This is a genomic window from Mycobacterium sp. 1165196.3 (genome assembly GCF_001673415.1).
Lineage (GTDB): Bacteria > Actinomycetota > Actinomycetes > Mycobacteriales > Mycobacteriaceae > Mycobacterium > Mycobacterium europaeum_A.
The window spans coordinates 1-24957 of sequence record NZ_LZLU01000076.1; the positions used below are offsets into that span (position 1 = coordinate 1).

Below are 24957 nucleotides of genomic sequence, written 5' to 3' on the forward strand. Positions count from 1 at the left end.
ACCCACCGAACATCACGGTGTCGTCCTCCACGGTGATGTGGTGGCTGCGCAGGTCACCGTGGGCGATCTGGCGGTCGGGTGGGTGGTGGGCGCGCTGGTGGTGCTCGTCGTCGGCACGCCCGCGCTCGAGGTGCCGTTGGACGCGGCGGTGCGCGCCCTGGCCAAGGCGGGCTTCACCGTCACGCGGCTCACCGTGGTCCGGCCGGCCGGCCGTGGCCCGCTGATCCTTTCGGCGGAGGGCGAACATCTCGGTGACACGGCGCTGATCGAGTTGTACGGCCCGCATCAACGCAGCGGCGGAGCGCTGCGCCAGCTCTGGGGAAAGCTGAAGCTGCGCGACGCCGAAACCGCGCCCCTAGTGACCTCCATGCGCCGCGCCGTCGAACACCGCGCGCTGATGGCGATCGCCATCGGCAACGCGGGCCTGGCCAACACGGCGACGGTCGCGGTCGCGCCGCTGGACCGCGGCTGGATGCTGTACTCGCACCGGCGCCCGCTCGGCACCCCCATTGACGAATGCGCGACGACGACTCCCGTTGCCCGGCTGTGGGAATCGCTGAAAGTCCTCAACGACCGCCAGATCGCCCACGGTGACCTGCGCAGCCACCACATCACCGTGGAGGACGACACCGTGATGTTCGGTGGGTTCGGAAGTGCCGAATACGGGGCCACCGAGGCCCAACTGCAATCCGACATCGCGCAGCTATTGGTGACGACGTCCGCGCTGTACGAGCCGAAGTCCGCGGTGCGCGCGGCGATCGAGGTGTTCGGCAAGGACACCATCCTGTCCGCTTCGCGCCGGCTCACGAAAGTCGCTGTGCCACGGTTTATTCGGCGGTCCATACCGAACTCTGGAACCGTCATCTCCGGCGCACGGGCCGAGGTCAAGCGCCAAACCGGCGCCGACCAGATCAAGCCTGCGACCATCACCAGGTTCACCCGCAGCCAGATCGTGCAGCTGGTGCTCTTCGGCGCGCTGGTCTACGTCGCCTACCCGTTCATCAGCACGGCACCGACGTTCTTCTCCCAACTGCGGACGGCGAACTGGTCGTGGGCGCTGCTGGGGCTGCTGGTGTCGGCGCTCACGTATGCCGGTGCGGCAGCCGCGTTATGGGCCTGCGCCGACGGCATGGTGAACTTCTGGACGCTGTCAATCGCGCAGGTGGCCAACACCTTTGCCGCCACCACCACCCCGGCGGGCGTCGGCGGTCTGGCGCTGAGCACGCGGTTCCTGCAAAAGAGCGGCTTGTCGGCGATGCGGGCCACCGCGGCGGTGGCGCTGCAGCAGTCGGTACAGGTGATCGCCCACCTGGCGCTGCTGGTGCTGTTCAGCGCCGCCGCCGGCGCCTCGATGAACCTGCGGCATTTCGTGCCGAGCGCGACACTGCTGTACCTGATCGCCGGGATCGCGCTGGGCATCGTCGGTGCGTTCCTGTTCGTGCCCACGCTGCGCAAGTGGCTGGCGACCGAGGTGCGACCGAAGCTGAACGAGGTGGTGACCGATCTGGTCAAGCTGGCCCGCGAACCGCGGCGGCTGGCCCTGATCCTGCTGGGTTGTGCGGGCACCACCCTCGGCGCGGCGCTGGCGCTGTGGGCCAGCATCGAAGCCTTCGGTGGCGGAACGACTTTCGTCGCCGTCACGGTGGTCACCATGGTCGGCGGCACGTTGGCCTCCGCCGCTCCCACGCCCGGCGGTGTCGGGGCCGTCGAGGCGGCGCTGATCGGTGGCCTGGCCGCGTTCGGGGTGCCGGCGGCGGTCGGCGTGCCCTCGGTCCTGCTGTACCGGGTGCTGACCTGCTGGCTGCCGGTCTTCGTCGGCTGGCCAGTGATGCGGTGGCTGACCAAAAACGAGATGGTCTGAGGACCTAGTTCTCGGATTCGGCCTGTGCGACCACGAGAACCGTTGAGGTGCGCACGCTTCGGCCGACGGTGGTGGTCAAATACGCCAGGTAGAAGTCCTCGGGCACCGACGGTGCGACCGAGATGGAAACGGTGACGCTGGCCGACCCGTCGGCGCGGAATTGACCCGATGCCGGCCGCACGCCGATCCCGACATCGGAGGAGGTGCCCGCGACGGTGTAACCGTCGGCGGTGTCGGTCATGCGTTGCGCATCAAGGGTGACGGTGCCCGTGCTCCCGGGCGCGATCGTGACGACGGGTTGAGCAACGTTGACGGCCACCGCCGAGCTGCCGGCCCCGAACGACGGCGGCGCATCGGATTGCGCTGTGCCCCAATGCTTGTCGGGATAGGCGGCCAGCGAGTACGCCAGTGTGCCGCCGGTGCGGATGATCGACTCGGGCAGCGACGTGTGGTCGGTGGCCTGCCCGTCGACCCTCAGGCCGCTGATGTATTTGAGGTGGTGCGGTCCCGAGGCGCCCGGCGCGAAGATCCGGATGAATTTGTTTGCCGGCAGCGCGATTTCGACACGGTCGAACAACGGCGCGCCGACGGTGAGGATCGGCGTTCCCGGGGTGGCCGGGTACAGCCCCAGCGCCGCCCACACGTACCAGCTGGCCAACGCGCCCAGGTCGTCGTTGCCCGGCTCACCGTCGGCGGTCGGGGCGAACAGCCCGCGCACCCGGTCCACGGCGTGCTGGGTCTTCCATGGTTGACCGATGTAGTTGTACAGCCACGGCACACCGAAACTCGGTTCGTTGCCGGCCCACAGGTAGGGCTGGTTGGGACCGACATTGAGCTTGTCGGTGAAGCGGTCGAGCCGGTCGGCCACGGCGGCGCGGCCGCCGAGCGCGGTCACCAGTCCCGCCACGTTGTGGGGGACCGACCAGACGTACTGTTCGGCATTGCCCTCGTCGTAGCCGACCTGGCCGAAGTTCTCCGGGGCCACCACGAACCCGGGACCGGGGCGGAAGAAGCCGGTCCAGCTGCGCGGCAAGACGTATCGCGTGGTGGGGTTGAACAGGTTCTGCCAATACTGCGCCCGGTTCGCGAATTCGGTGGCGGTCGCGGCGTCACCCAGCGAGTCGGCGAATCGGGAGATCGCGAAGTCGTCGATCGACCACTCGAGGGTGATCGACGCGTCGGCGATCCAGCCGTTGCGGCCGAACTCCAACGTGAACGGCGCATAGCCGAACCGCAGGTAGGTGCCGATGCCGCGACGCTCGACGTAACCGGCCAGGCCCACGCCGCCTTTGGTCGCCCCGTCCACCATGTAGCGCAACGCCTTTTGCGTGTCGAAGTCATTGGCGCCGAACGCATTCCAATTCACGATCAGCGGGGTCACGCTGTCCCCGCTCATCTCCCCGGTCGCGGCGTTGGCGAACGCCCAGCGCGGCAGCGCTCCACTCTGCTCGGCGTCGTTCACCAACGATTGGGCCATGTCGCTGGCCCGCTCCGGAAACAGCAACGCCTGCAGCGCCGCCAGGCACCGGTAGGTGTCCCAGTCGGAGAAGTTGGCGTACTGCGTGTGCCCGGCGGCGACCGTGTGGATGGAGCCGTCGAACCCGACGTAGCGTCCGTCGGCGTCGTTGAACATGTTGGGGTGCAACAGGGATCGATACAGGGAGGTGTAGAAGGTGCTCAGGTCGTCGACGTTGCGGCCGGCCACCGAGACGCGGGACAGCGCGGCGTTCCAGTCGCGGGACGCGGCGCCGCGAACGTCGTCGAAGCCGGCCGAGCCCTCGGCCGCCAGGTTCGCCCGGGCCCCCTCGATCCCGACGTAGGAGACCGCGGTGCGCACCTCGAGCGTCGAGCCGGCCGGGAATTCGACGTATCCGCCGGCATACGGCGCGTTGGCGCTGCGGGCGCCGGGGTAGACGGCGGTGCCGTCCCAGGACCCGTAGCCGGTGAAGGGCTGGCTGAACTTCATCGCGAAGTACACCGTGTAGGCGTTCGGTTTGTCGCAGAATCCCCCGCTGGTGGCCCAACCGGTGATCGTGGTGTTGTCCTCCCCGATCTGGATGGTCGCGCGCGAGTTGCCCGCCAACGACGAGCCCGAGCGCACCTGCAGCAGCGCGGGCCGGCCGTTGCGCGGATAACTGAAACGGCCGACGCCCGTGTGCGCGGTGGCGGTGAGTTCCGCCTTCACGCCGGTGCCGGGGAACCGCACCGCGTAATAACCGGGGACGCCTTGCTCGCTGTCGTCGTGGGCGATGCCTTCGGTGGCATTCCAGGGTTGCCGACCGATCCCGCCGGTGACCGGCAGCATCGAGATGTCGCCGAACGCAGCGCATCCCACCGACGCGTGGGTCATGCTGAAGCCAGTGGCGCGCGGGTTGTCGTAGTTGTAGCCAGCGTAGTTGCCGACGGTGTCCGGCGAGTACTGCACCATCCCGAAGGGCACCGTGGCACCGGGGAAATTGTTGATCTCCCCGACCGTCTCGCCGCCCGTCCCGGTGCCGATGAGCGTGGCGACGTGGTCGACCGGATTCGCCACGAACACCGGCGGACCGTCGTATCCCCTGGGTGGGGCCGCCGCGATGAAGACCATGAAGACAGCCGACGCCGCGATGACCGCAATGAGGGCCCGCCGCGACCGCATACCTGTCTAATACTCCGCTAACGAACCGAAAACGCCGTATTCGTGGGGCGTTTCGGCCGGCGAATTGGACAACTATTGGGGCCGCACCGAGTCGCGGGCAAAAACTCCACAAGATACCGGCAAACCGTCGAGGTTTTTCCGTTACTGTCATGCCCAGCACGGCTGGCGCTGGTACCAGCCCAATTTTCGGGAGATTGGATCGATGAAACATTTGACGCTAGCAACCATTTCCGTGGCGCTCAGTCTGGCGCTCGTCGGTTGCGGCCACGACCACAAATCCGGCGATAAAGCGTCGACTTCCACTTCGACGACGACGTCGTCTGCCACGTCGACGTCGTCGCAGACCGGCGCGCCACCCGCGGCGAAGGCCAAGTACACCATCGCCGACTACGTCAAGGACAACAACATCGCCGAGACACCCGTGCACCACGGCGACCCCGGCCCGAACGTCGACCTGCCGGTGCCCGCGGGCTGGCAGCTCAACCAGAACTCCGGCACCTCGTATGGCGGCATCGTGCAGAGCCAGCCCGCCAATCCCGCCGATCCGCCGACCGTCTCGGCGCTGTACTCCAAGCTGAGCGGCAATGTCGATCCCGCGAAGCTCATCCAATTCGCTCCGGGCGAGGTGCAGAATCTGCCCGGATACCAGGGCACCGGCAACGGCTCGGCGTCCACGCTCGGCGGCTTCCAGGCCTGGCAGGTGGGCGGCACGTACCAGCGGGGCGGCCAGACCCGGGTCATCGCGCAGAAAACCGTGGTGATCCCCAGCCAGGGCGCGGTCTACGTGCTGCAGCTCAACGCCGACGGGCTGGAAAGCGACCAGGGCCCGCTGATGGACGCCACCAACATCATCGACGACCAGACCACCATCACGGGCTGAATGGCGGGCCGCGGGGCGCGGTTGCCTCTACGGTGAACGCATGACAGAGCAGTCGTATGCGGTGGACGCCGGTCATCCACCGTCGGCGCTGATGCGTCTGGTCAATCCGGTGATGGGGTTCTTGCTGCGCAGCCCGCTGGCCGGGCTGGCCCGCAAGCAGTTCATGGTGCTGAGTTTCACCGGGCGAAAGACGGGACGCGCTTATTCAATTCCGTTGAGCGCCCATGTGATTGACGGCGAGCTGTACGCGCTGACCGGAAATCCGTGGAAGCAGAACTTCCGCGACGGCGGACCGGTCCAGGTCGTTTACGACGGCAAGACGACGGCGATGCGCGGCGAGCTCATCCGCGACCGGGCCGTCGTCTCCGACCTGCTGGTGCGCTGCGCCGAGTCCTACGGGGTCCAGCGCGCGCAGCGCATGATCGGGTTGAAGTTTCGCGACCAGCGCATCCCGACCCGCGACGAGTTCGCCGAGGCGGTCGACCGGCTGCATCTGGGTGCGGTGCGGCTGAGTCCGGCGCCCTAGCACCGCACCCGCTCAGGTGGTGTCGCCGCTCTCGGGCGCGCGCAGGTGGGCGCCCCGCAGGCGCTGGTCGAATCGCGAGCGCGCGGTGATGACCTCTTTGCCCAGCGCCGAGAAGTCCTCGGCGATCCGTTGGGCGAGCAGTCCGAGCTTGGTGTTTCCCGACTGGGACAGCGTTTTGAGCACGTTGAACGCGGCGTCTTCGTCGATGCCGTAGATCAGCATCAGCATGCCCTTGGTCCGCTCGATCACGCCGCGGCGCCCGGCGATTTCGGCGACCTTCGCGCTGATGGATTCCTCGCGGCTGCGCGCGGGCGTCGGCGTGACTTCGATGTAGAAGCCGTGCGTCCCGACGACGTTGCCGTCGTCATCGCAGAATTGGTCGCCCACCACCAGGACGTGATGGATCATGCCGCCGGTGTCCACGATGCGATGCCGTGTGCTGAATGCCTGACGACGCCTGATCATGTCGTTGATGCCGTCGGTCACCTGAGGACGATCGGCCGGATGCTTGTGCGACAGCACCAGTTCCGTGGTGGGTGTCACCGTGCCGGGTTGGTACCCGTGCATGCGCTGGACCTGGTCGGACCATACCCAGCGGTGGCCTTCGAAGTAGAAGCGGAACCAGCCCACGGATTGTGGGGTGGCGCCGGCCAGCCCCCGCTCGATCGCTGCGGCTTGGCTGTCTAGATTCCAAGCCACGGCTGACGTTTCGCGTAGTGGGCGGCAGAATTTGGTAGCGATCGCAGCTGGATCGCTACCGCCCGGGCGGGAAAACCGGTACTGCACATGCAGGAGTGGGATACCCCCATGAGGGTTAGGTTACATTTTCTGACCACTGGTCATGCCCGGAATCTCAAAATTGCCGGGCGAGTAAGTTTGGCGTTCAGATCCGGCGCCGCAGGCGTTCGACGAGGGCGACCAGCTTCGCGTGGTGCGACCCGGCCCAATAGATGCGGCCGCATTGCGTGCACCGGCTGAAGTCGTCGTAGTGCTCGCGGGTCAGCGGCTCCAGCTCATCGATCACGTCCTCCTTGGCGACCGGAGCCAACATGCCGTTGCAGCGCACACACCGGCTCAGCGGCGCCAGCCGTCGCTCCAAATCGAGCCGGCGGAGCACGGCGACCGCCTGCTCCTCCGGATCGTCCGAGCGAACAAACAGGCCATGGGTGACGGCGCGGCGCTTCAACAGGCCGCGGTCGCGGGTCAGCAGGATGCGCCGCTGCGCGCCGCTGATCTCGGCCAGGGTCTGGTCATCGGCGTCGTTCGACCACCACACGTCGAACCCGAACAGCCGCAGCAACCACGCGAGCCGGCCGAGGTTGACGTCGACGACGAAGCGCGGGTCGCGCAACGGCACGGGCCGAAGCCTGCCGGTCGGGCCGATGTCGAGCGCCTCGAACACCGGATAGGCGGCGACGCGGTCCCCGGAGACCGGGCGGTAATCGAACCCCCGGGCCGCATCGTTCACCAGGATGAGGTCGACCTCGGTGTGCGGAATTCCCATCGCCTCCAACACATCTTTGACGCTCTGGTGGGGTTTGAAGGGCCGGCGCACGGTGTGCCCGCGCAACGGCGCCGCGACGAAGTCATTGAGTTCGGCGTATGCCCGAACTTCGATGTAGCCGGTCGGCTCGCTCACGCCGGTCCCGCGCCCGCGGCCGCGCGGGTTCGGGTGACGACGGGCTGCTCGAACCCGGCGTCGGCCACGGCCCGTTGCACCGCCTCGCCGACCGCATTCGCGCGCTCGTGCGGCACCAGCGCGATCACACAGCCGCCGAAGCCGCCGCCGGTCATCCGCGCGCCCAGCGCGCCCGCGCGCACCGCGGTCTCAGCGATCAGGTCGATGCGTTCGGTGGTGATGCCGAAGTCGTCACGCATGGAGGCGTGCGAGGCGGTGAAGATCCTCCCGGCTTCGGAATAGTCCGAATTACGCAGCGCCGCAACGCAATCGATGACCCTCTGGTTTTCGGTCAGCACGTGTCGGGCGCGCCGGGCGTCGGCGGGATCGCGCACGGCCGTCAGGTCGACGGGCCCACGATCGGCGGCCTCACGCAGCGAGGACGCCGACAGTTCGGCCGCCGCCCGCTCGCACGACGCGCGCCGCGCCGCGTAGTCGCCGCCGGCGTGGCTGTGGCGCTGCCGCGAGTCGATCAGCAACAGCGTGACACCCGCGGCGGCCGGGTCGAAAACCACCGGCGTGACGGTGAGGTCGGCGAAGTCGATCAGCACCGCCGTCGCGTCGCGGCCGCAGAGCGCGGCCAGCTGATCGAGCAAACCCGTTGGCGCCCCGACGTATTCGTTTTCGGCGCGCTGGGCCAGCCGGGCCTGTTCCTTGGGGTCGATGCGGACACCCGCGGCCGTGGTGATCGCGCCCAGCGCCGCGCATTCCAGCGCCGCCGACGACGACAGACCCGAGCCCATGTGCAGGTCGCTGGTGATCGACATGGCGCCGCCCGGCACCGGGTGGCCGCCCTGGCGCAGCGCCCAGATCACCCCGGCCACGTAGGCCGCCCAGCCGGCCACCTCGCCGGGAACGGTGCCGATCCGAACGCGCACCGGGGCATCGGCGCGGTCGCTGACGACGGTGATCGCGTCGTCGTCGGTGGGCGTGAACGTCGCCACGGTGCGCTGCGGTAGCGCGATGGGCAGCGCGAAACCCAGGTTGTAGTCGGTGTGTTCGCCGATCAGGTTGATCCGCCCCGGGGCGGCGTAGCGGATCGGCGTGGTCATTGCGCGAGGCCCCGCAACAGCTGGGCCACGCTTTCCGGCGTGACGTCACCGATGAAGGCATCCATCGCCGATTCGGAGGCCGCCAGGTACTTGAGCTTGGTGGCGCTGCGCCGGATGGACATCAATTCGACGTGGAAGTAACCCTCGGCCTGGGCGGCGGTGTCGGCGTACTGATGCAGCGCCGAAATGTAGGGCAGCGGCGCGGAATACAGCCGGTCGAAGCGCCTGAGCACGTCGAGGTACACGTCGACGAATGCGCAGGATTCGTCCTCGCCGAGTTCGGTCAGGTTGCGCACGAACCGGTTCGGGTAGATGTGCACCTCCACCGGCCAGCGCGCCGCGAACGGCACGAACGCGGTGAACAACTCGTTGCGCGCGATGACGCGGCTGCCGGCCTCGACCTCGCGGGCCAGCAGGTCGGCGAACAGGTTGCCGCCGTGGCGTTCTCGATGCAGACGGGCCTGCTCCAGCATGGCGGCGGTGCGCGGCGTCAGATAGGGGTAGCCGTAGATCTGACCGTGCGGGTGGGTCAACGTCACCCCGATTTCCTCGCCGCGGTTCTCGAAGCAGAACACCTGCTCGATGCCCGGCCTGGCCATCAGGTCGGCGGTGCGATGCCGCCACGCCTCGACGACCAGCCGTGCGTGCGCCGGCTCGAGCTGGGCGACGGATCCGGTGTGGTCGGCCGAAAAGCAGATCACTTCGCAGCGGCCGTGCCCGGGCGCGGCCGCAAAGCCGTCGTCGGCGGGCACGGGCGGCGAGACCGGCGACGACGGCAGCGCGCCGGACAGGCTGGGGAAGCGGTTCTCGAAGACGACGACGTCGTAATCGGGCGCGGGCACCTCACTGGTCAGCCCGGTCGGGCCCGGGCACAGCGGGCACGCCTCGGGTGGCGGCTTGTAGGTGCGGTCCTGGCGCAGCGCCGCGATGATCACCCACTGCCCGGTGGACCGGTCGAACCGCAGCTGCGACTGCGCGGAGGGCTCAGCGGCACGCGACGGCAGCGGCCGGCGATCTTCGACCGGCGCCGGGTGATGCCCCGGCAGCGCGAAGAACAGCAGCTCACGACCGTCAGCCAGCTGCGCGCGCGTCGGCTCGGTCACGATGTCGAAGACTACTTTGGTCGCCGTGGCGCGGTTCGGGTAACCATGGGGGGTAAGCGCACGAGAGGGGTCATCGGAATAACTGTTCTTTACGAACGCGCCCGCAATTGGGTGATCGGCTCCGATCCTGGCTTGCTTCGGTTGCGCATGGCGACCCGGACGACGGCCGCGCTCGGCCTCTCCCTGCTGGCGCTCTTCATCCTGACCAAGGCGACGGGACAACCCCTGACCGTCGCCCTGCTGGGCGTCGTCATCACCATGGTCGCGTCACGCTCCGTCAACGAACCCGACCCGCGCCAGCAGCGAATCACCATGGCGCTGTTGCCGTTGCCGGCCGCGGTGTCCATCACCGCCGCCGCGGTGCTGGCCCCGCACCTGGTGGCCAGTGACGTCGTGTTCGTGGCCGTGGTCTTCACCGCGGCGTACATCCGCCGCTTCGGGGCGCGGGGCAGGGCGCTGGGCATGGTCGCGTTCATGTCCTACTTCTTCACGCTGTATCTGCACGCCCGCCTCGCGGAGCTGCCCTGGATGATCGGGGCGGTCGCGGTGGGCACCGTGTGCACGTTCGTGATGAGCACCTACGTGATGCCCGATCGACCGGAGCGGGTGTTGCGCGACACCGTTCGGGCCCTGCGCGCCCGGATGGCGATCGTCATCGACACCACCGCCGAAGCGGTGCGGACGGGCCGCCTCGATGAGCGGCGGCGCCGCCGCATGCGGGCCCGCACCATCCGGCTCAACGAGACCGCCCTGTTGGTGCAGAGCCAGATCGAAGACAAGGCCGACCCCGCCACCCTGTGGCCCGGCGTCACCACCGAGCAACTGGCCCCCTGGCTGCTGGATGCCGAGCTGGCCATCGAATGGGTGGCCACCGCCGGTCGACGGGCCGCCGTCCTTGCCTGCGAGGCCCCGGACGCCATCCCCGCACCCACCCGGGCCGCGCTCGTCGACGCGCTGACCGAGCTGGCGCGAGCGATCCGGCTCCCCGAACCCGACGGGCTGCGCCGGGCCGCCGACCGCGCGCAGCGACTGCTGGACGAGCAGCGCGGCCCCGCCTCGGACCCGGCCGGCGATGACTCGGGCGCCACCGCCGTGCGGCGCCTGGCCCTGGCGATAATCAACGCCGCCACAGCGACTTCCGATGTGCGGGCGATCGTCGACCGGGCCACCACCGGCCGCCCCCTCGACGACGCCGCCACCTCCCCGGCGGCGCCCGAGGGTGACGAACCCGACGAGGCCACCGAGGAAGAGCCGTCCACCGGGCTGCCGCCGACCACCCGGCAGGCCATCCAGGTGTCGGTCGCCGCATCGTTGGCCATCGTCGTCGGCGAGCTGGTGTCGCCCGCGCGCTGGTATTGGGCGGTGATCGCCGCGTTCGTCATCTTCGCCGGCACCAACTCCTGGGGCGAAACCTTGACCAAGGGCTGGCAACGGCTGCTCGGCACGCTGCTCGGCGTGCCCTGCGGCGTGCTGGTGGCCACGTTGCTGACCGGCCACAAGACCGCCGCGCTGGCCGGCATCTTCGTGTGCCTGTTCTGCGCCTTCTACTTCATGACGGTCACCTACAGCTTGATGACGTTCTGGATCACCACGATGCTGGCGCTGCTGTACGGCCTGCTCGGCCAGTTCTCGTTCGGCGTGCTGATGCTGCGCATCGAAGAGACGGCGATCGGTGCCGTCATCGGGGCGACGGTGGCGGTCCTGGTGCTGCCGACCAACACCAGAACCGCGATCCGCATCGACACCCGGGCCTTCTTGACGAGCCTGTCCGCCCTGATCGAGGTGTCGGCCGCGACGATGTTCGGCGAGGCGGACAGCGCCAGCCCCTCGGAGCAGGCGCGTCAGGTCGGTCGCGATCTACAGCAGTTCCGGGTCACCGCCAAGCCGTTGCTGGCCGGGGTCGCCGGGCTGGCCGGCCGGCGCAGCATCCGCCGCGCGCTGCGCATCTTCACCGCCTGCGACCGGTACGGTCGAAGCCTGGCGCGCAGCGCCGAGCAGTATCGCGATCCGGTCGGGTCACCCTCGCTGGCCTCGGAACTGGCGCAAGCGTTTTCGGCGGCCGCGGACCAGACGCGGCGCAACATCGAAGCGTTGCAGGAAGCCATCGAAGGGGGCCACGCACCGACGCTGACCTCGGCGGCCGACGAACTCGACGCCGCCGAGACGGTGGCCCGGCAACAGGACGGCGACGGCCGCGATGCCATGAGCCCCGACACCCGGCGGTTCCTCACCGCCGTGCACGCCCTGCGCCAGATCGAGCGCGCCATCATCACCGCGGCCACCAATCTCGGTGGGCGCGAGAGCGTCAAGACCGCCAGTCCCGCGTCGCGCTGATCCGGTGCCTCGCAGATTTGCTAGGCGATCCGCACGCACGCGGCTAGCATCGTGCTAACCGCCACCGCCAGGGCAGCAGTCGAGGAGAAATCCGATGGCGACACCGAACCTTCCGCCGGGCTTCGATTTCACCGACCCCGACATCTACGCCCGTCGGCTTCCGGTGCAGGAGTTCGCCGAACTGCGTGCCACGCAACCCATCTGGTGGAACGAGCAGCCGCTGGATCAAGGGGGCTTCGGCGACGGCGGTTACTGGGTGGTGACCAAGCACCGCGACGTGCGCGAGGTGTCGCTGCGCAGCGATGTCTTCTCGTCGGCCACCAAGTCGATCGTGCCGCGCTACCGGGAAGACTTGGCGCAGGGGCAGATCGAGGCGGGGCGGGCGTCGATGATCATGATGGACGACCCCGAGCACAGCCGGTTGCGCAAGATCGTCTCGCGGGGCTTCACGCCTCGGGCGGTCGAGCGGCTGCGCGCCGAACTCACCGAACGCGCGCGACGCATCACCGCCGACGCCGCCGCGCACGGCTCGGGCGATTTCGTCCGGCAGGTGGCGTGCGAGCTGCCGCTGCAGGCCATTTCGGGACTGCTCGGTGTGCCGACGGAGGACTACGACAAGCTGTTCGACTGGACCAACAACATGATCGGCAGCGACGACCCGGAGTTCGCCGGCAATGACGCGCTGACGTCGGCGGGTGAATTGATGTGGTACGCCATGCAATTGGCGGCGCGCAAGGCCGAGGAACCCGGCCCGAAGGATCGCGACATCGTCACCACGCTGATCGAGGCCGATTCCGAGGAGCAGCGACTCTCCGAGGCCGAGTTCGGCATGTTCGTGGTCACCCTGGCCGTGGCCGGCAACGAGACGACCCGCAACTCGATCACCCAGGGGATGATGGCCTTCACCGACCACCCGGACCAGTGGGAGTTGTTCAAGGCACAGCGGCCGCAGACGGCGGCCGACGAGATCATCCGCTGGGCTACCCCGATCACAGCGTTCCAGCGCACCGCGATGACGGACACCGAACTCGGCGGCGTGGCCATCAAGCAGGGCCAGCGGGTGGTGCTGTTCTACCGGTCGGCGAACTTCGACGACGAGGTCTTCGACGAGCCGTTCACCTTCGACATCATGCGCAGCCCCAACCCGCACGTCGGATTCGGCGGCACCGGAGCGCATTACTGCATCGGCGCCAACCTGGCGCGCATGACGATCGATCTGATGTTCAACGCGATCGCCGACCAGATGCCCGATCTGAGGCCGGCCGGCGATCCCGAACGGTTGCGGTCGTCCTTCATCAACGGGATCAAGCACTGGCAGGTCGACTACCGCGGGACCTGCCCGGCGGGGCGCTAGCTGGGCTGGAAAGGCTGCTCTCGCTCGGTTTCCCGGCGCTCCCCCGCGGCGATGAAGTCCTCGATCAGCTCGACCACCCGATTGGGCACCTCCACCTGCGCGAAGTGGCCCACGTCGGGCAGCACCTCGAGCCGCGCGTCGGTGCGCGCTTCGTGCGCGGCGTAGGCATGCGCGACGGGAATGATGCCGTCGCGCTCCCCCCAGATGGCCATGACCGGTAACTCCTCGCGCAGCCGCAGCCGGTTGAGCGCGCTGACGGCCTGTCCGCGGTAGTCGACGACCGATCGCAGCGTCTTGAGGAACGATTGTCGCGTCTCGCCATCCGACAGCGACGAGTAGGCGCTCCACAGCTCGGCACCGCGCGGCGACTGGATGCCGGCGCTGCGCAGCCAGGACCGCAGCTTGTTGCCGACGGACAGGACGGGTGGCGGCGCGATGATCGGCAAGACCAGCTCCGCCCCGGGTGCAGAGAGCAGCCGCAGCACCCATCCCACGTCCGGGCCCAGGCCGCCGCTGCTGATCAGGATCAACCCCTTGGCGTAGTCGGGGTGCTGATAGACGAACTGCATCGCCACCCCGCCACCGAGGGAGTGACCGACGAGGGTCGCCTGGCTGACGCCGAGCTCGTCCAGGAAATCCCGCAGCCAGACCGCGAATGCGCCCAGCGAATAGTCCGTGCGGGGCTTCGCCGACTCGCCGTGGCCGAGCAGGTCCGGGGCGATGACCCGGAACTTCTTCGACAACGGCGGTATCACCGACCGCCAAGTCTCCGCGCTGCCCGCCATGCCGTGGATGAGCAGCAACACCTCGCCGTCACCCTCGTCGCGGTACGCGATGCGATCGCCGTGCAGGTCGAGAACCTTCACCTCACTCATCCGCCCTGGGTACCCGCTTTGGGCTGCCTACAGCGATGATCTAGTGCATGACCGAACCGGTTGCGACCCGCGTGGCCGTCTACCTCGACTTCGACAACATCGTGATCTCCCGATATGACCAGATTCACGGTCGGAACTCGTTTCAGCGGGACAAGGCCAAGGGCCTCGAGCAGCAATCTGAGCGGCTGGACCGGGCGACCGTGGACGTCGGCGCGATCCTCGACTTCGCGTCGTCCTTCGGGACCCTGGTGCTCACCCGGGCCTACGCGGACTGGTCGGCGGATATCAACGCCGGGTACCGCGGACAGTTGGTGGGCCGCGCGGTCGACCTGGTGCAGCTGTTCCCGGCGGCGGCGTACGGCAAGAACGGCGCCGACATCCGGTTGGCGGTCGACGCAGTCGAGGACATGTTCCGGCTGCCCGACCTGACCCACGTGGTGATCGTGGCCGGTGACTCCGACTACATTCCGTTGGCCCAGCGCTGCAAGAGGCTGGGCCGGTACGTGGTGGGCATCGGGGTGGCCGGCGCGTCGAGCCGGGCGCTGGCGGCGGCCTGCGACGAGTTCGTCATCTACGACGCGCTGCCCGGCGTTCCGGTGCCCGCCGACGCGGGATCGGCCAAGCCGAAGAAAGCGGCCGGCCGCGGCAAGTCGGCCCAGCCCGAGGAAGCCGACGAGCCCGAGGAGCAGCCCGACCCGCAGGCCGCCGCGACCGCGCTGCTCACCCGCGCGCTGCGGATCGGCCTGGAGAAAGACGACGTCGAGTGGCTGCACAACTCCGCGGTGAAGGCCCAGATGAAGCGGATGGACCCGTCGTTCAGCGAAAGATCCCTGGGATTCCGCTCGTTCAGCGATTTCCTGCGGTCGCGGTCCGACGTCGTCGAGCTGGACGAGACCTCGACGACGCGGACGGTGCGGCTGCGCGCGCAGGATTGAGGATCGCGACCCGCGCGATGCCGCCATGCATTTCCCGTTGGATGTATGGCGCTTCGTCCATCAGTGCGCCGATATCGTTGACACCCCTGGGCACCGGCCATACATTATTCGAAAGTCGTCCGCACGTTGTGCGGAACCAAGGAGACCGTCATGACCGTCGGTGCCGCTCCCCCAAGCGTTTTCGAGGCCGACCTGCCGACGCTGTCCTACGACCCCGAGGAAACGCCCGCCCAGGTCTACCCGCGACTGCGCGAGGCGCAGCGGCGGGCCCCCGTCGCGCTGGGACCGCACGGGCCCGAGGTGCTCTCCTATCACCTGGTCCGTTCCGTGCTTCGCGATCCCCGATTCCAGATCCCGCCCGGCATCAACCTGCTCGCCCAGGGCATCGACTCGGGGCCGCTGTGGGACAAGGTGGCCAACAGCCTGCTGTGCCTCGAGGGTGACGCGCACCATCGGCTGCGCAGCCTGTGCTCCAAGGCCTTCACCCCGCGCACGGTCGCGCGCCTGCACGACACCATGGTCGGGGTGCTCAACGAGCTGGTCGCCCGGGTGGCGGCCGCGGGCCGCTGCGACGTCGTCACCGATATCGCCCGCCCGTACCCCGTTCCGATCATCTGCGCGCTGCTCGGCGCGCCCCGCGAGGACTGGGAACAGTTTTCGTTGTGGGCCGACGACGTGTTCAAGGCCTTCAGCTTCACCGTCGACCTGCGCGCGGTCGAGCCGGTCGTGATGCGCGCGTGGCGCCAGCTCGACGACTACGTCGACGAGATGGTCGCCCGGCGGCGGCACAGCTTGACCGATGACCTGCTCTCCGACCTGATCCGCGCCGAGGACGAGGGCGACCGCCTCGACGCCGCCGAGCTGCGCATGTTGGCGGGCGGACTGCTGCTGGCGGGGACGGACACCACCCGCAACCAGGTGGCTGCCTCGGTGCAGGTCCTGTGTGAACATCCTGACCAGTGGGAGCTGCTGCAGCAGCGTCCCGAGCTGGCGATGCGTGCCGTCGAGGAGACCATGCGGCACTCGCCGATCGCCTGCGGCACGCTGCGGCTGGTGGTCGAGGACGCCGAGCTCGACGGCTACTCGTTTCCCGCCGGCACCGCCGTACTGGTGAATACCTTTGCCGCCAACCGTGATCCGGTGGTGTACGACGACCCCGACCGGGTCGACATCACCCGCGCGGCGCCGCCGCCCATCCTGACGTTCGGCGGCGGGGTGCACTACTGCCTGGGCGCGAACCTGGCCAGGCGCGAGATCGCCGAAGCGCTGAACGTCCTGGCGAACGGGCTGCGCCACCCGCGCATCGCCGGACCGGCACCGTGGAAGCCGATGGTGAGCCTGAGCGGTCCCAAGAGCCTGCCCATCGAGTTCGACCGGTAACCATCGGCCCCTTCCGCCGGGCGCAGGTTGTGACAAAGCGCGCCATACGCCCGAGTCGCGGCCGCATCGGGGCGGCTTTACGCTGCTTGGTTACACGAACGTAATGGGGGTTTTCGATGCGTGCAGCCTGGGCGCGTGCCCGGTGGCGGCGCCGGTCGCGCTACCGGCGCGCCGCGGTCGCGTCGGCGGCCTGCCTGGCGTTGGCCTCCTGTTCGGAAACCGCGGCGCCGCCCCCGCTCACCGCCACCACCTCCACATCCGTCTCCAAGACCAGCACCCGCGCGGCGGCCCCGCCCGCACCGATCACCGGGCCGCTGGAAAAGGACTGGAAAAGTTACGGCGGCACGGCCTATTTCGGCTGCCCGGAGAAATTCTCGGCCGGCAAATCGGCGCTCGAGGACATCCGGCCGAAAATCTTCGACCCGAAGACCGGGCAATACGTCGCGCCCGCCATCCCCACCGTGCCGGCCGGGGAGAGCCTCATCGGCGGCATGTGCGCGCTGACCGGCACGGCCGACGACATGAAGGTCGTCTATCTCGTCGCCACCACCGGGCCGGCGCAGCCACCCGCGCCCGCAGCCACCAAAACCACCGCGTACGTCTACGACTCCAAATCGGGCCAGCAGGTCGCCACCAAGGAGCTGCAGCCGCCGTCGCTCGACCTGAAGCCGACCGCACCCAAGGACTGGGGACTGGGATCGACCGCCTCCGGCGTGGCGTGGCTGAACGCCTTCACCGACGGCCACGGCGCCGCGTCGCCGCCGCGCACCGTCGTGCTGTCCGGCGGTGACCTGTCGACGATCTGGACCGATCCGCAGCCCGGCCGGGTCTGGCAGGACGTGCTCGCGTTCCAGCGCAACACCGAACCCGGCAAGACATCCGGCGCCGAGTTGCGCCGGCCCAGCGGGGAGGCGATCTTTCAGGACAACGACGTGCAGTCCGTCGACGCCGAATTGACCGACGGGCCGAACAAACTGGTGAAGCTCACGCACTGGGATTCGTATAACCCCCCGGCGCTGTCGACGATGTTCTACGACCTCAACGCCAAGTCCATCATCAAGATCGGTGATTCGGACCGGATTTCCGGCGGTGGGCTGAGCGCGGCGCTGTCCGACGGGAAGCTGTTCGTCGACGGCCACGGTTCGGACACTTCGCAATTCGGCTTCGGCGTCTGGAATCTGCGCACCCAACAATGGGACTTCCAAAAGAGCCGCGACGACGCCAAGAAGCTGTCGGTCTCCAAGCTGGCGTTCTTCGAAGACCACCTCTACATCACCGGCACCGGCGGGACGAATTCCGTGATCGCCTTGCCCGCAACCGATCCCGTCGCACCCAACTGGGCGCTACGCCCGTTCGAGCGGATCTCCGGATGGACGCTGGTGTGTCGCGGTGAGACGGCGCCGGGCGCCAACGGCGAGTGCAAGGAAATCGTCATGGTGCAAGACCAGGACGGCCACTACCCCGGGCCCTGGTTCTGACGTTCGGTCGCGCACTAGAACAGGCCGAGGGCCTGCGGCACCATGTACAGACCGAAGCCGATGGTCACGAAACACAGTGCGCGGGTGACGTATTTGTGCAGCCCCCGCATGCGCCACCGCTCGGGCAACGCCCTGGCCTCCAGCGCCAGCAGCAGGCCCAGCACGATCGGCAGCAACAGCGCGTTCATGACCTCGACGTCGACCGCCAGGTTGACCAGGTCGACACTGGCCAACACCAGCACCGCGCCCACGATGTGGGCGAGCGCGTAGGTGACGTAGAACTTGGCGGTCGCACGGTTGGGCCGCTCGTTGAGCGTGTGCTTCCAGCCGAACACCTCCGCGAGCCCCCAGGCCCCGGCCAGCGAGGCCACGATGGCGGCCACCAGCGCCGCGCCCAGCATGCCCAGGCCGAACAGCACCGTCCCGCCGACGTGGCCCAGATAGGGCGTCAGCGATTGGGCGATCTGGCCGACGGTTTCCAGCTCCGCCCCGCCGCCGTGTTTTCCGATGGTCCCAATAGTGGAAGCCATCGTGATCACCACCGCGATCATGATCAGCTGGGTCAGCACCGCGCCGAACGCGGTGTCGTAGCGAGCCTGTCGAATCGTGCTCTCCGACAAGCGCTTATCGACGACCGCGCCCTGCTGGTAGAAGATCATCCACGGCATGATGACCGCGCCGACGTTGGCCGCGACCAACAGCAGGTACGACGAGTTGCCCAGCGGCATCGACGACAGACCGTCCACCAGCGCCCTCGGATCGGGCCGGGCCATCACCATGGCCACCAGGAACGCCAGCTCGGCCGCGCCGACGACGAGGCCGATGCGTTCGACGCGCCGGTAGCTGCCGGTCAGCGCCAGCCCCAGCAGGGCGGCGGTGGCGACCGGAATGCTCACCCAGCGCGAGACGCCGAACAGTTCGCCGACCCCGGCGACGCCGGCGAACTCGGTCAGCAGCGCCCCGATCGCGGAGGCGAACAGCGTGAAGGCCGACAGCCACGCCCAGCCGCGGCCGAACCGCTCCCGGATCAGCGAGCCGTGGCCGCGTCCGGTGACGATGCCGAGCCGCACGGTCATCTCCTGCACGACGTAGAGGACCGGCATCAGGATCAGCTGCGGCAGCACCATCCGGTAGCCCCACTGGGCCCCGGACTGCGACGCGGTGATGAGCGAGCCCGCGTCGGTGTCGGCGAGCATCACCACCAGGCCGGGCCCCCACACCGAGAGCAGTCCCCACCGTAGCCACCGGCCACGGGTTCGCAGCGATACCGGCGGCCGGTCGCCGAATCCGTCGGCCACCGGTTGCGTGGTTGTCTCGGTCACCCGGCGATGATAACTAAGGGTCGCCTAACCGCGGGCGTTATCCCGGAGAGCGCCATTGACCGAAAACGCACAACCATTCTCGAAAATGCGATAGGCCTTCTCGAAAAGCGAGAGTACGTTACCCAGGTATGCAAACGGTGCGTAGCTTCTGCCGCGTCTGCACCTCGGTCTGCGGCATCCTCGTCGACGTCGACGGCGACGAGGTGGTCCGCGTCCGCGGCGATCAGGACCATCCCTTCTCGCACGGCTACACCTGCCCCAAGGGCCGCGCGCTGCCGCAGCTGCACCACCACCCCGATCGGCTCGAGCGTCCGCGGATGCGGGTGGACGGGCGGTTGCAGGACGCCACCTGGGACGCCTGCCTGGACGACCTGGGCACCCGGCTGAAGGAGATCATCGATCGGCACGGACCGGCGTCGGTCGCGTTCTACTTCTCCACCATGGAAAGCGCCGGCTTCCGGATGGCCGAGGCCCTGCACGCCGCGATCGGCACGCCGGCCAAGTTCAGCCCGCTGACCATCGACGGCACCGCCAAGCCGCTGGTCTCGGATCTAGTCGGCGGGTTCATGGGGCTGTCCGGCCGCACCGACCTGGACAACGCCGACTTCCTTTTGCTGGTTGGCGTCAATCCCGTTGTGTCGCATGGCCATGCGATCTCGATGCCCAACCCGACCGGCACGGTGCGCGAAATCGCCCGGCGCGGTCAGGTGTGGGTGATCGACCCGCGCCGCACCGAGACCGCCCGGCTGGCCACCGCCCATCTGGCGCCGCGGCCCAGCACCGACCACGCGGTGCTGGCCTATCTGGTACGCGAAATCCTGTGCGACGGAATGAAATCCGATGTACCGGTGCAGGGCATCGACGCGCTGTCCGCCGCGGTGGCGCCGTTCACCCTCGAGCACACCGCAGCGCTGGCCGATGTCGCGGAAGCCGACCTGCTCCGGCTGTGCGAGGCGGTGCGCGCCGCCGAGTGCGTCGCGGTGGAAACCGGCACCGGTGTCACCATGACGGCCGAACGCGCCAACGTCACGCAGTGGCTCGCGTGGGTGCTGATGATCCTCACCGGCGCGATGAACCGGCCCGGCGGGACGTGGTTTCATCCCGGATTCGCTTACCAGCTGGAGACTTTCGGCGAGTTCCTGCCCGTCACGCCGATCGAGGGTGTCTTCGGTCCCGGTCCGCGCAGCCGCCCCGAGGCGCAGGCCTTCATCAACGAGTGGCCGTGCGCGGTGTTGCCCGACGAAATCGCCGCCGGCAACATCCGCGCGCTGATCAACGTCGGCGGCAGTCTGGTCACCTCGTTCCCCGAGACGGGCAAGCTGATTCCGGCCCTGCAGAACCTCGAGGTGTTCGCCACCACCGAGATCATCAACAACGAGACCACCGAACTGGCCACCCACGTCCTGCCCACCAAGGATCCGCTGGAGCGGCCCGACATCACCATCCACGACATCCTGAGTTCGCATGTGTCGGTGCAGTACAGCCCGGCCGTCGTGGCCCCGGTCGGCGAGCGGCGCTCGATGTGGTGGGTGTTCGCCGAGCTCGGCCGGCGGCTCGGCTATGACCTCGGCAATCTCGGGAACCCCGACACCAGCACCGACGACGACGTGCTGGCCGTCCTATTGGCAGGCGCGCGAACGGGTTTCGAGGAGGTAGCGGCGGCGGGTTGGGCCGAGGCTCCGCGCGAGTTACCGGCGGCCTGGGTCGACGAACATGTCGCGCGGATGGGGGGCTGGCGGCTGGCGCCGCCGCTGCTGGTCGACCAGCTCGCCGCGCTGGAACCGCCCGCACCCCTGGTGATGGTGCCGCGCCGGCAGCGCCGAAAGCTCAACGGGCAGCTGGACTTTCTCGGTGAGGCGCCCGAGATCCTCATCCATCCCGACGACGGCGCAGCGGCCGGGGTCATAACCGGCCAGAGGGTGACCGTCCGCAGCACGAGCGGAGAACTGACCGGCATCGCAAAGGTCGACGACTCCATCCGGCGCGGAGCGGTGTCGATCCCGCACGGCCACCACGTCGCCAACGTCAACCGCCTGACCAACAAGGACGATATCGATGTGGTGACCGGCATGGTGCGCTACTCCGGCATTCCCGTGAGCCTGCACCCCGCCTAGGCGGACAGATCCCTGGCTCTGCTTGGTGACGTCGGGCAGTCGGCGCAGGCAGACAGTTTGTGACGCAACAGCTTGCGGATAATCAAGCATCGAGGGTTCAGTCGATTAGATGGGCGGGCAATCGGTGACGGTGATCATTTCCCGCGTGGCCAACGCGCTGATCGCCGATGTCGACGTCACGGTACCGACGACGTCGATCAATAGACGGGTCCTGGACCGTTACCGCCGCCGCCACGGTGGTCTGTGGGTCGGCGGCCGGCTCACCGTTACCGAGACCGATGTTCAGTTCCACGCCAACGCCCTCAACCGCTCGATCCAGTCGGGACAACTGGACATCATCGTCGGCCTCCGCTCGGTCGAATCCGTCGAACTATTGCCAGGCGTTCTCACCAAAATCATCGCCATACACACCGGTGACCGGGTGACCAAATTCCGCTGCTTCGGGGCGGCGAAGGTCGCGGACCGAATTCGCGCTGCAGCGTCTTCCGCGGGCGCTTGAACTGGCTCCGGTCAGGTCTTGCACCGCTCGATGAATCGGCAGACGAGGAAGTCATCTGCACCACAGATCACCGCGTCGGCTGTCCGATGTGCCCAGTCGTGACAGGGTGTCGTGGGCCGCGATCATGTCGATGCTGCGCGGTGAGATGTCAGTGTCGCCCGGCCGTACCGACAACGTGGCCGCAACGGCTCTCGGTGAACGTCATCAGAAGACCGCATCGGCTAGGCGGTCGACCTGGTCGATCTCGGCGACACACGGATGGAAGATGACTCCGTCGAAACCTAGGTCGCGGTAGGCGCGCACGGTCTCGATCGCCTCGTCCGCCGAGCTGAGCATGTCGGCGACGTTGAGGGCGGCGAAGTCAGGCTTGAAGCCGTAGTAGCGCTGCAGATGGGAGCGACCCATAGCGATGGTGTCGGCATCGCCGAAAGCGAAGTTGACGCTGGCCGCAAGCCACGGGCGTCCCGCGCGGCCCGCCTCCGCCCATGCCACCCGCACCCGATCGGCCAGCGCAGACTGGTTGGCGTAGTCACGCAACGCCCCTGCGGTCCAGCCGTCACCGATCGCGGCCGCGCGGCTGATCGTCGCGTCCGCTCGCCCGCCGAACAGGATCGGAATCCGCACGGGCGCAGGGGTCAGCGGCTTATCGCCCGTCACGGTGTGGGCGTCACACGTTGCGCGCACCACGGCCACGGTCTCGTCGAGGATGCGCCCGCGCCGGCGATAGTCCACGCCGACAGCGGTGTAGTCATCGGGTCGGCTGCCGATGCCCAGGCCGAGGGTGAGCCGCCCACCGGATGCGGCGGCAAGGGTGGCGACTTGCTTGGCCAGCGGCACCGCGGGGTACAGCGGAGCCAGCAGCACGTTGGTCGTCAGGCCGATGTTTGTGGTCGCGCCCGCGGCTACAGACATCGCGACCAGCGAGTCGAGGCTTTCGTAGACCAGCCGGTCTATGGCGGCTAGTGCCGCGAAACCGCGCCGTTCGGCTCGACGCGCCCACTCGGCGGTCAACGGCCCGGGCACGTGTGCGATATGGCTGGGCAGTCCGATTCCAATGTGCATGGCGATATCGCTCCTTATGAGTTGATTGCCGCAAAGACGTCGTCGTAGTTGCCGTCGCGGGCGGCGAATCGCACGTGTTTGGCGGCATCGACCACGATCTCTGCGGCGTCAGGCCGGCCGTGCAACAGCGAAAATGCCTCGGCGACAAAGGCGTTGACCGACATCGTGGCCGCGCCATCGCCCCGTTCGGCAAGCATGTCGGTCTGGACCCGCGGCGGGATGATCTCAATGACCTGGACCCGGGTGTGACGCAATTGGTGGCGCAACGACTGGGTGTAGGCGTGCAAGCCCGCTTTGGTCGCTGAGTAGCTCGGCGCGTCCGCTCTGGGGACGAACGCTAAAGCGGAGGTGATGTTGGCGATTGCGGCGTGCTGCTGGGAGAGCAGCGTGCGTAGCAGTGCCGCCGTGAGCCGTATCGGGCCCAGCAGGTTGACCGCGACCGTCTGCTCGGCGATGTCCGCCGAGGTGGTTAGCAGGTCCTCGGAGCGCATCACCCCCGCGTTGTTGATCAGGATGTTCAGACCGGGGTGGCTGCCGGTCAGCTCAGCGGCCAACCGGTTGATGCTGTCCGGCTCCGCCAGGTCCAAGTGGCGGTATTCGATGCCCGGGTTGGCATCGGCGACGGCCTGCAGCACGCCGCGACGGCGTCCGGCGATCACGACCTGGTTGCCGGCTCGGTGCAGGGTTTCGGCCAGGCCGCGACCGATTCCGGTGCCGCCACCGGTGACCAAAATGGTGTTTCCTGTCGGCTTCATGGACTTCAGGCTCGCAGCGACGGCGGTGAACTTGCGATCGTTGCGGCGAAATTGTGCAGAAGTCCTCACCCAGACCGCGATCGACGCATACTTTTCGTTGTGCTTGACGACTTAGACGCGCAGATTCTGCATGCCCTGCAGCTGGCTCCTCGGGTGTCGTTTCGCCGGATCGCCACCGTCGTCGAAGCCACTGAGCAAACGGTCGCGCGTCGCTACCATCGGCTGCGCCGCGACGGCGTGGTGCGCGTTGTCGGGCTGGAGAACCGGTGGATCGATGGGGAGGGGAGTTGGGTGTGCCGGATGCGCGCCGCACCCGAACGCATCCAGCAGCTGGCCGACGCCTTGGTGCGCCGGCCAGACGTGTCTCATGCCAACGTGCTGGCGGGATGGACCGACCTGGTTTGCGTCATCCGTGCGCCGGTGGGTGACACCCGGGAGGATCTCCTGAAGCTACTCCCGCGAACAGCCTCGGTCACCGACATCACCATCGACCTGCTGCTGCATTCGTTCGGGCAGCCTCACAGTGCACCGTGGACCGGTTACGGCCGCACCCTCACCGACCGGCAGGCCGCAGCGATCCTGGCGGAGCGAACCGGTCGGATGCCCGGCGCTCAGCGGTGCTCGCCCACTGCCGCGGACCGCCCGATCTTCGAGGCGCTCGCCGAGGACGGCCGGACGTCGCAACCGAAACTCGCCGCACGCGCCGGCTGGTCGGTGGCCAGAGTGGGCCGGCGACTCGGGGCGCTGGAAGCCGGCGGCGCCCTGCTCTTCGACGTCGACGTGTTACCGGAACGACTCGGCCACCAGCTCAGCGCGATGCTGTGGCTGACAGTAGCGCCCCGCGACATCCAATCCGTGGGCGAGCGCATCGCTGCGCACCACCACATCGCCTTCGCCGGCGCCATTAGTGGGACCAAAAACCTTGTGGCGATTGCGATCTGCCGGGACATCGATGATCTGTACCGGTACCTCAGTGAGCAACTCGGACAGATCGCGGAAATTCTCAGTTACGAGGTCAACATCCGCACTCAACGCCTCAAGCAGCACGGATCGCTGGTGGCCCAAGGAAGGCTGATCAACTCCCGCCCCTTCCGCACTGGGCGGTGAGCCG

20 protein-coding genes are annotated in these 24957 nt (G+C 68.2%); 11 read left to right on the forward strand and 9 right to left on the reverse strand.

The window, feature by feature from the left end:
• The coding region (locus A5659_RS07735) for a lysylphosphatidylglycerol synthase transmembrane domain-containing protein (RefSeq protein ID WP_066866361.1) at positions 1 to 1861 on the forward strand (1861 nt) is incomplete at its 5' end.
• A gap of 4 nt (positions 1862 to 1865) precedes the next feature.
• On the opposite strand, the gene A5659_RS07740 is transcribed toward A5659_RS07735, so the two are convergent.
• Entirely contained in the window at positions 1866 to 4499 is a 2634-nt protein-coding gene (locus A5659_RS07740; RefSeq protein WP_066877620.1) for a GH92 family glycosyl hydrolase, read from the reverse strand.
• Positions 4500 to 4701: 202 nt separating this feature from the next.
• Here A5659_RS07740 and A5659_RS07745 point away from each other — a divergent pair, with 202 nt between their 5' ends.
• Together A5659_RS07745 and A5659_RS07750 are read left to right on the forward strand one after the other, a co-directional pair.
• Complete coding sequence (locus tag A5659_RS07745; protein WP_066866365.1) at positions 4702 to 5379, forward strand: LpqN/LpqT family lipoprotein; 678 nt, start codon at positions 4702 to 4704, stop codon at positions 5377 to 5379.
• A 40-nt stretch (positions 5380 to 5419) separates the two neighbouring features.
• Positions 5420 to 5905, forward strand: a complete 486-nt coding sequence (locus tag A5659_RS07750) for a hypothetical protein (protein ID WP_066877618.1) — start codon at positions 5420 to 5422, stop codon at positions 5903 to 5905.
• 12 nt (positions 5906 to 5917) lie between these two features.
• Here A5659_RS07750 and A5659_RS07755 read toward each other — a convergent pair whose 3' ends face one another.
• From A5659_RS07755 to galT, 4 genes are all read right to left on the reverse strand, one after another.
• Positions 5918 to 6604 carry a PAS and ANTAR domain-containing protein gene (locus A5659_RS07755; RefSeq protein ID WP_067180228.1) on the reverse strand — a complete coding sequence of 229 codons (687 nt, stop codon included), beginning with the start codon at positions 6602 to 6604 and terminating at the stop codon, positions 5918 to 5920.
• Positions 6605 to 6788: 184 nt separating this feature from the next.
• Entirely contained in the window at positions 6789 to 7544 is a 756-nt protein-coding gene (locus A5659_RS07760) for a Mut7-C RNAse domain-containing protein (protein ID WP_066877616.1), read from the reverse strand.
• Positions 7541 to 8635 (reverse strand): galactokinase, encoded by a 1095-nt coding sequence (locus A5659_RS07765; RefSeq protein WP_066866371.1) that lies wholly within the window; start codon positions 8633 to 8635, stop codon positions 7541 to 7543. The genes A5659_RS07760 and A5659_RS07765 overlap by 4 nt, the downstream gene beginning before the upstream one ends.
• Positions 8632 to 9738 (reverse strand): galactose-1-phosphate uridylyltransferase, encoded by a 1107-nt coding sequence (gene galT / locus A5659_RS07770; protein WP_066866373.1) that lies wholly within the window; start codon positions 9736 to 9738, stop codon positions 8632 to 8634. The genes A5659_RS07765 and galT overlap by 4 nt, the downstream gene beginning before the upstream one ends.
• Before the next feature lie 111 nt (positions 9739 to 9849).
• On the opposite strand from galT, the gene A5659_RS07775 reads away from it, so the two are divergent.
• Positions 9850 to 12072 carry an FUSC family protein gene (locus A5659_RS07775; protein WP_066866375.1) on the forward strand — a complete coding sequence of 741 codons (2223 nt, stop codon included), beginning with the start codon at positions 9850 to 9852 and terminating at the stop codon, positions 12070 to 12072.
• Positions 12073 to 12166: 94 nt separating this feature from the next.
• Positions 12167 to 13426: a cytochrome P450 gene (locus tag A5659_RS07780; RefSeq protein WP_066866377.1), complete on the forward strand. Its 1260-nt coding sequence runs from the start codon at positions 12167 to 12169 to the stop codon at positions 13424 to 13426.
• Here the strand turns inward: A5659_RS07780 and A5659_RS07785 are convergent.
• Positions 13423 to 14301: an alpha/beta fold hydrolase gene (locus tag A5659_RS07785; RefSeq protein WP_066866379.1), complete on the reverse strand. Its 879-nt coding sequence runs from the start codon at positions 14299 to 14301 to the stop codon at positions 13423 to 13425. The genes A5659_RS07780 and A5659_RS07785 overlap by 4 nt on opposite strands.
• A gap of 47 nt (positions 14302 to 14348) precedes the next feature.
• On the opposite strand from A5659_RS07785, the gene A5659_RS07790 reads away from it, so the two are divergent.
• From A5659_RS07790 to A5659_RS07800, 3 genes are all read left to right on the forward strand, one after another.
• Complete coding sequence (locus tag A5659_RS07790; RefSeq protein ID WP_066866382.1) at positions 14349 to 15236, forward strand: NYN domain-containing protein; 888 nt, start codon at positions 14349 to 14351, stop codon at positions 15234 to 15236.
• Between the two features lie 150 nt (positions 15237 to 15386).
• Entirely contained in the window at positions 15387 to 16616 is a 1230-nt protein-coding gene (locus A5659_RS07795) for a cytochrome P450 (protein ID WP_066866440.1), read from the forward strand.
• A 116-nt stretch (positions 16617 to 16732) separates the two neighbouring features.
• Complete coding sequence (locus A5659_RS07800; RefSeq protein ID WP_066866384.1) at positions 16733 to 18094, forward strand: hypothetical protein; 1362 nt, start codon at positions 16733 to 16735, stop codon at positions 18092 to 18094.
• Between the two features lie 14 nt (positions 18095 to 18108).
• Here A5659_RS07800 and A5659_RS07805 read toward each other — a convergent pair whose 3' ends face one another.
• Positions 18109 to 19416 (reverse strand): NRAMP family divalent metal transporter, encoded by a 1308-nt coding sequence (locus tag A5659_RS07805; RefSeq protein ID WP_066866386.1) that lies wholly within the window; start codon positions 19414 to 19416, stop codon positions 18109 to 18111.
• Positions 19417 to 19544: 128 nt separating this feature from the next.
• On the opposite strand from A5659_RS07805, the gene A5659_RS07810 reads away from it, so the two are divergent.
• Both A5659_RS07810 and A5659_RS07815 read left to right on the forward strand, forming a co-directional pair.
• The gene (locus A5659_RS07810) at positions 19545 to 21530 is read left to right on the forward strand and encodes a molybdopterin-dependent oxidoreductase (protein WP_066866388.1); all 1986 of its coding nucleotides are present in this window, start codon (positions 19545 to 19547) and stop codon (positions 21528 to 21530) included.
• 145 nt (positions 21531 to 21675) lie between these two features.
• On the forward strand, positions 21676 to 22029 hold the full coding sequence (locus A5659_RS07815; protein ID WP_156748903.1) for a hypothetical protein: 354 nt from the start codon (positions 21676 to 21678) through the stop codon (positions 22027 to 22029).
• Positions 22030 to 22233: 204 nt separating this feature from the next.
• Here A5659_RS07815 and A5659_RS07820 read toward each other — a convergent pair whose 3' ends face one another.
• A complete protein-coding gene (locus A5659_RS07820; RefSeq protein ID WP_066866392.1) occupies positions 22234 to 23091 on the reverse strand; it encodes an LLM class flavin-dependent oxidoreductase in 858 nt (285 codons plus the stop codon).
• 14 nt (positions 23092 to 23105) lie between these two features.
• The gene (locus A5659_RS07825) at positions 23106 to 23846 is read right to left on the reverse strand and encodes an SDR family oxidoreductase (RefSeq protein WP_066866441.1); all 741 of its coding nucleotides are present in this window, start codon (positions 23844 to 23846) and stop codon (positions 23106 to 23108) included.
• A gap of 99 nt (positions 23847 to 23945) precedes the next feature.
• Here A5659_RS07825 and A5659_RS07830 point away from each other — a divergent pair, with 99 nt between their 5' ends.
• The gene (locus tag A5659_RS07830) at positions 23946 to 24953 is read left to right on the forward strand and encodes an Lrp/AsnC family transcriptional regulator (protein ID WP_066866394.1); all 1008 of its coding nucleotides are present in this window, start codon (positions 23946 to 23948) and stop codon (positions 24951 to 24953) included.
• The last annotated feature ends 4 nt before the right edge of the window (positions 24954 to 24957 follow it).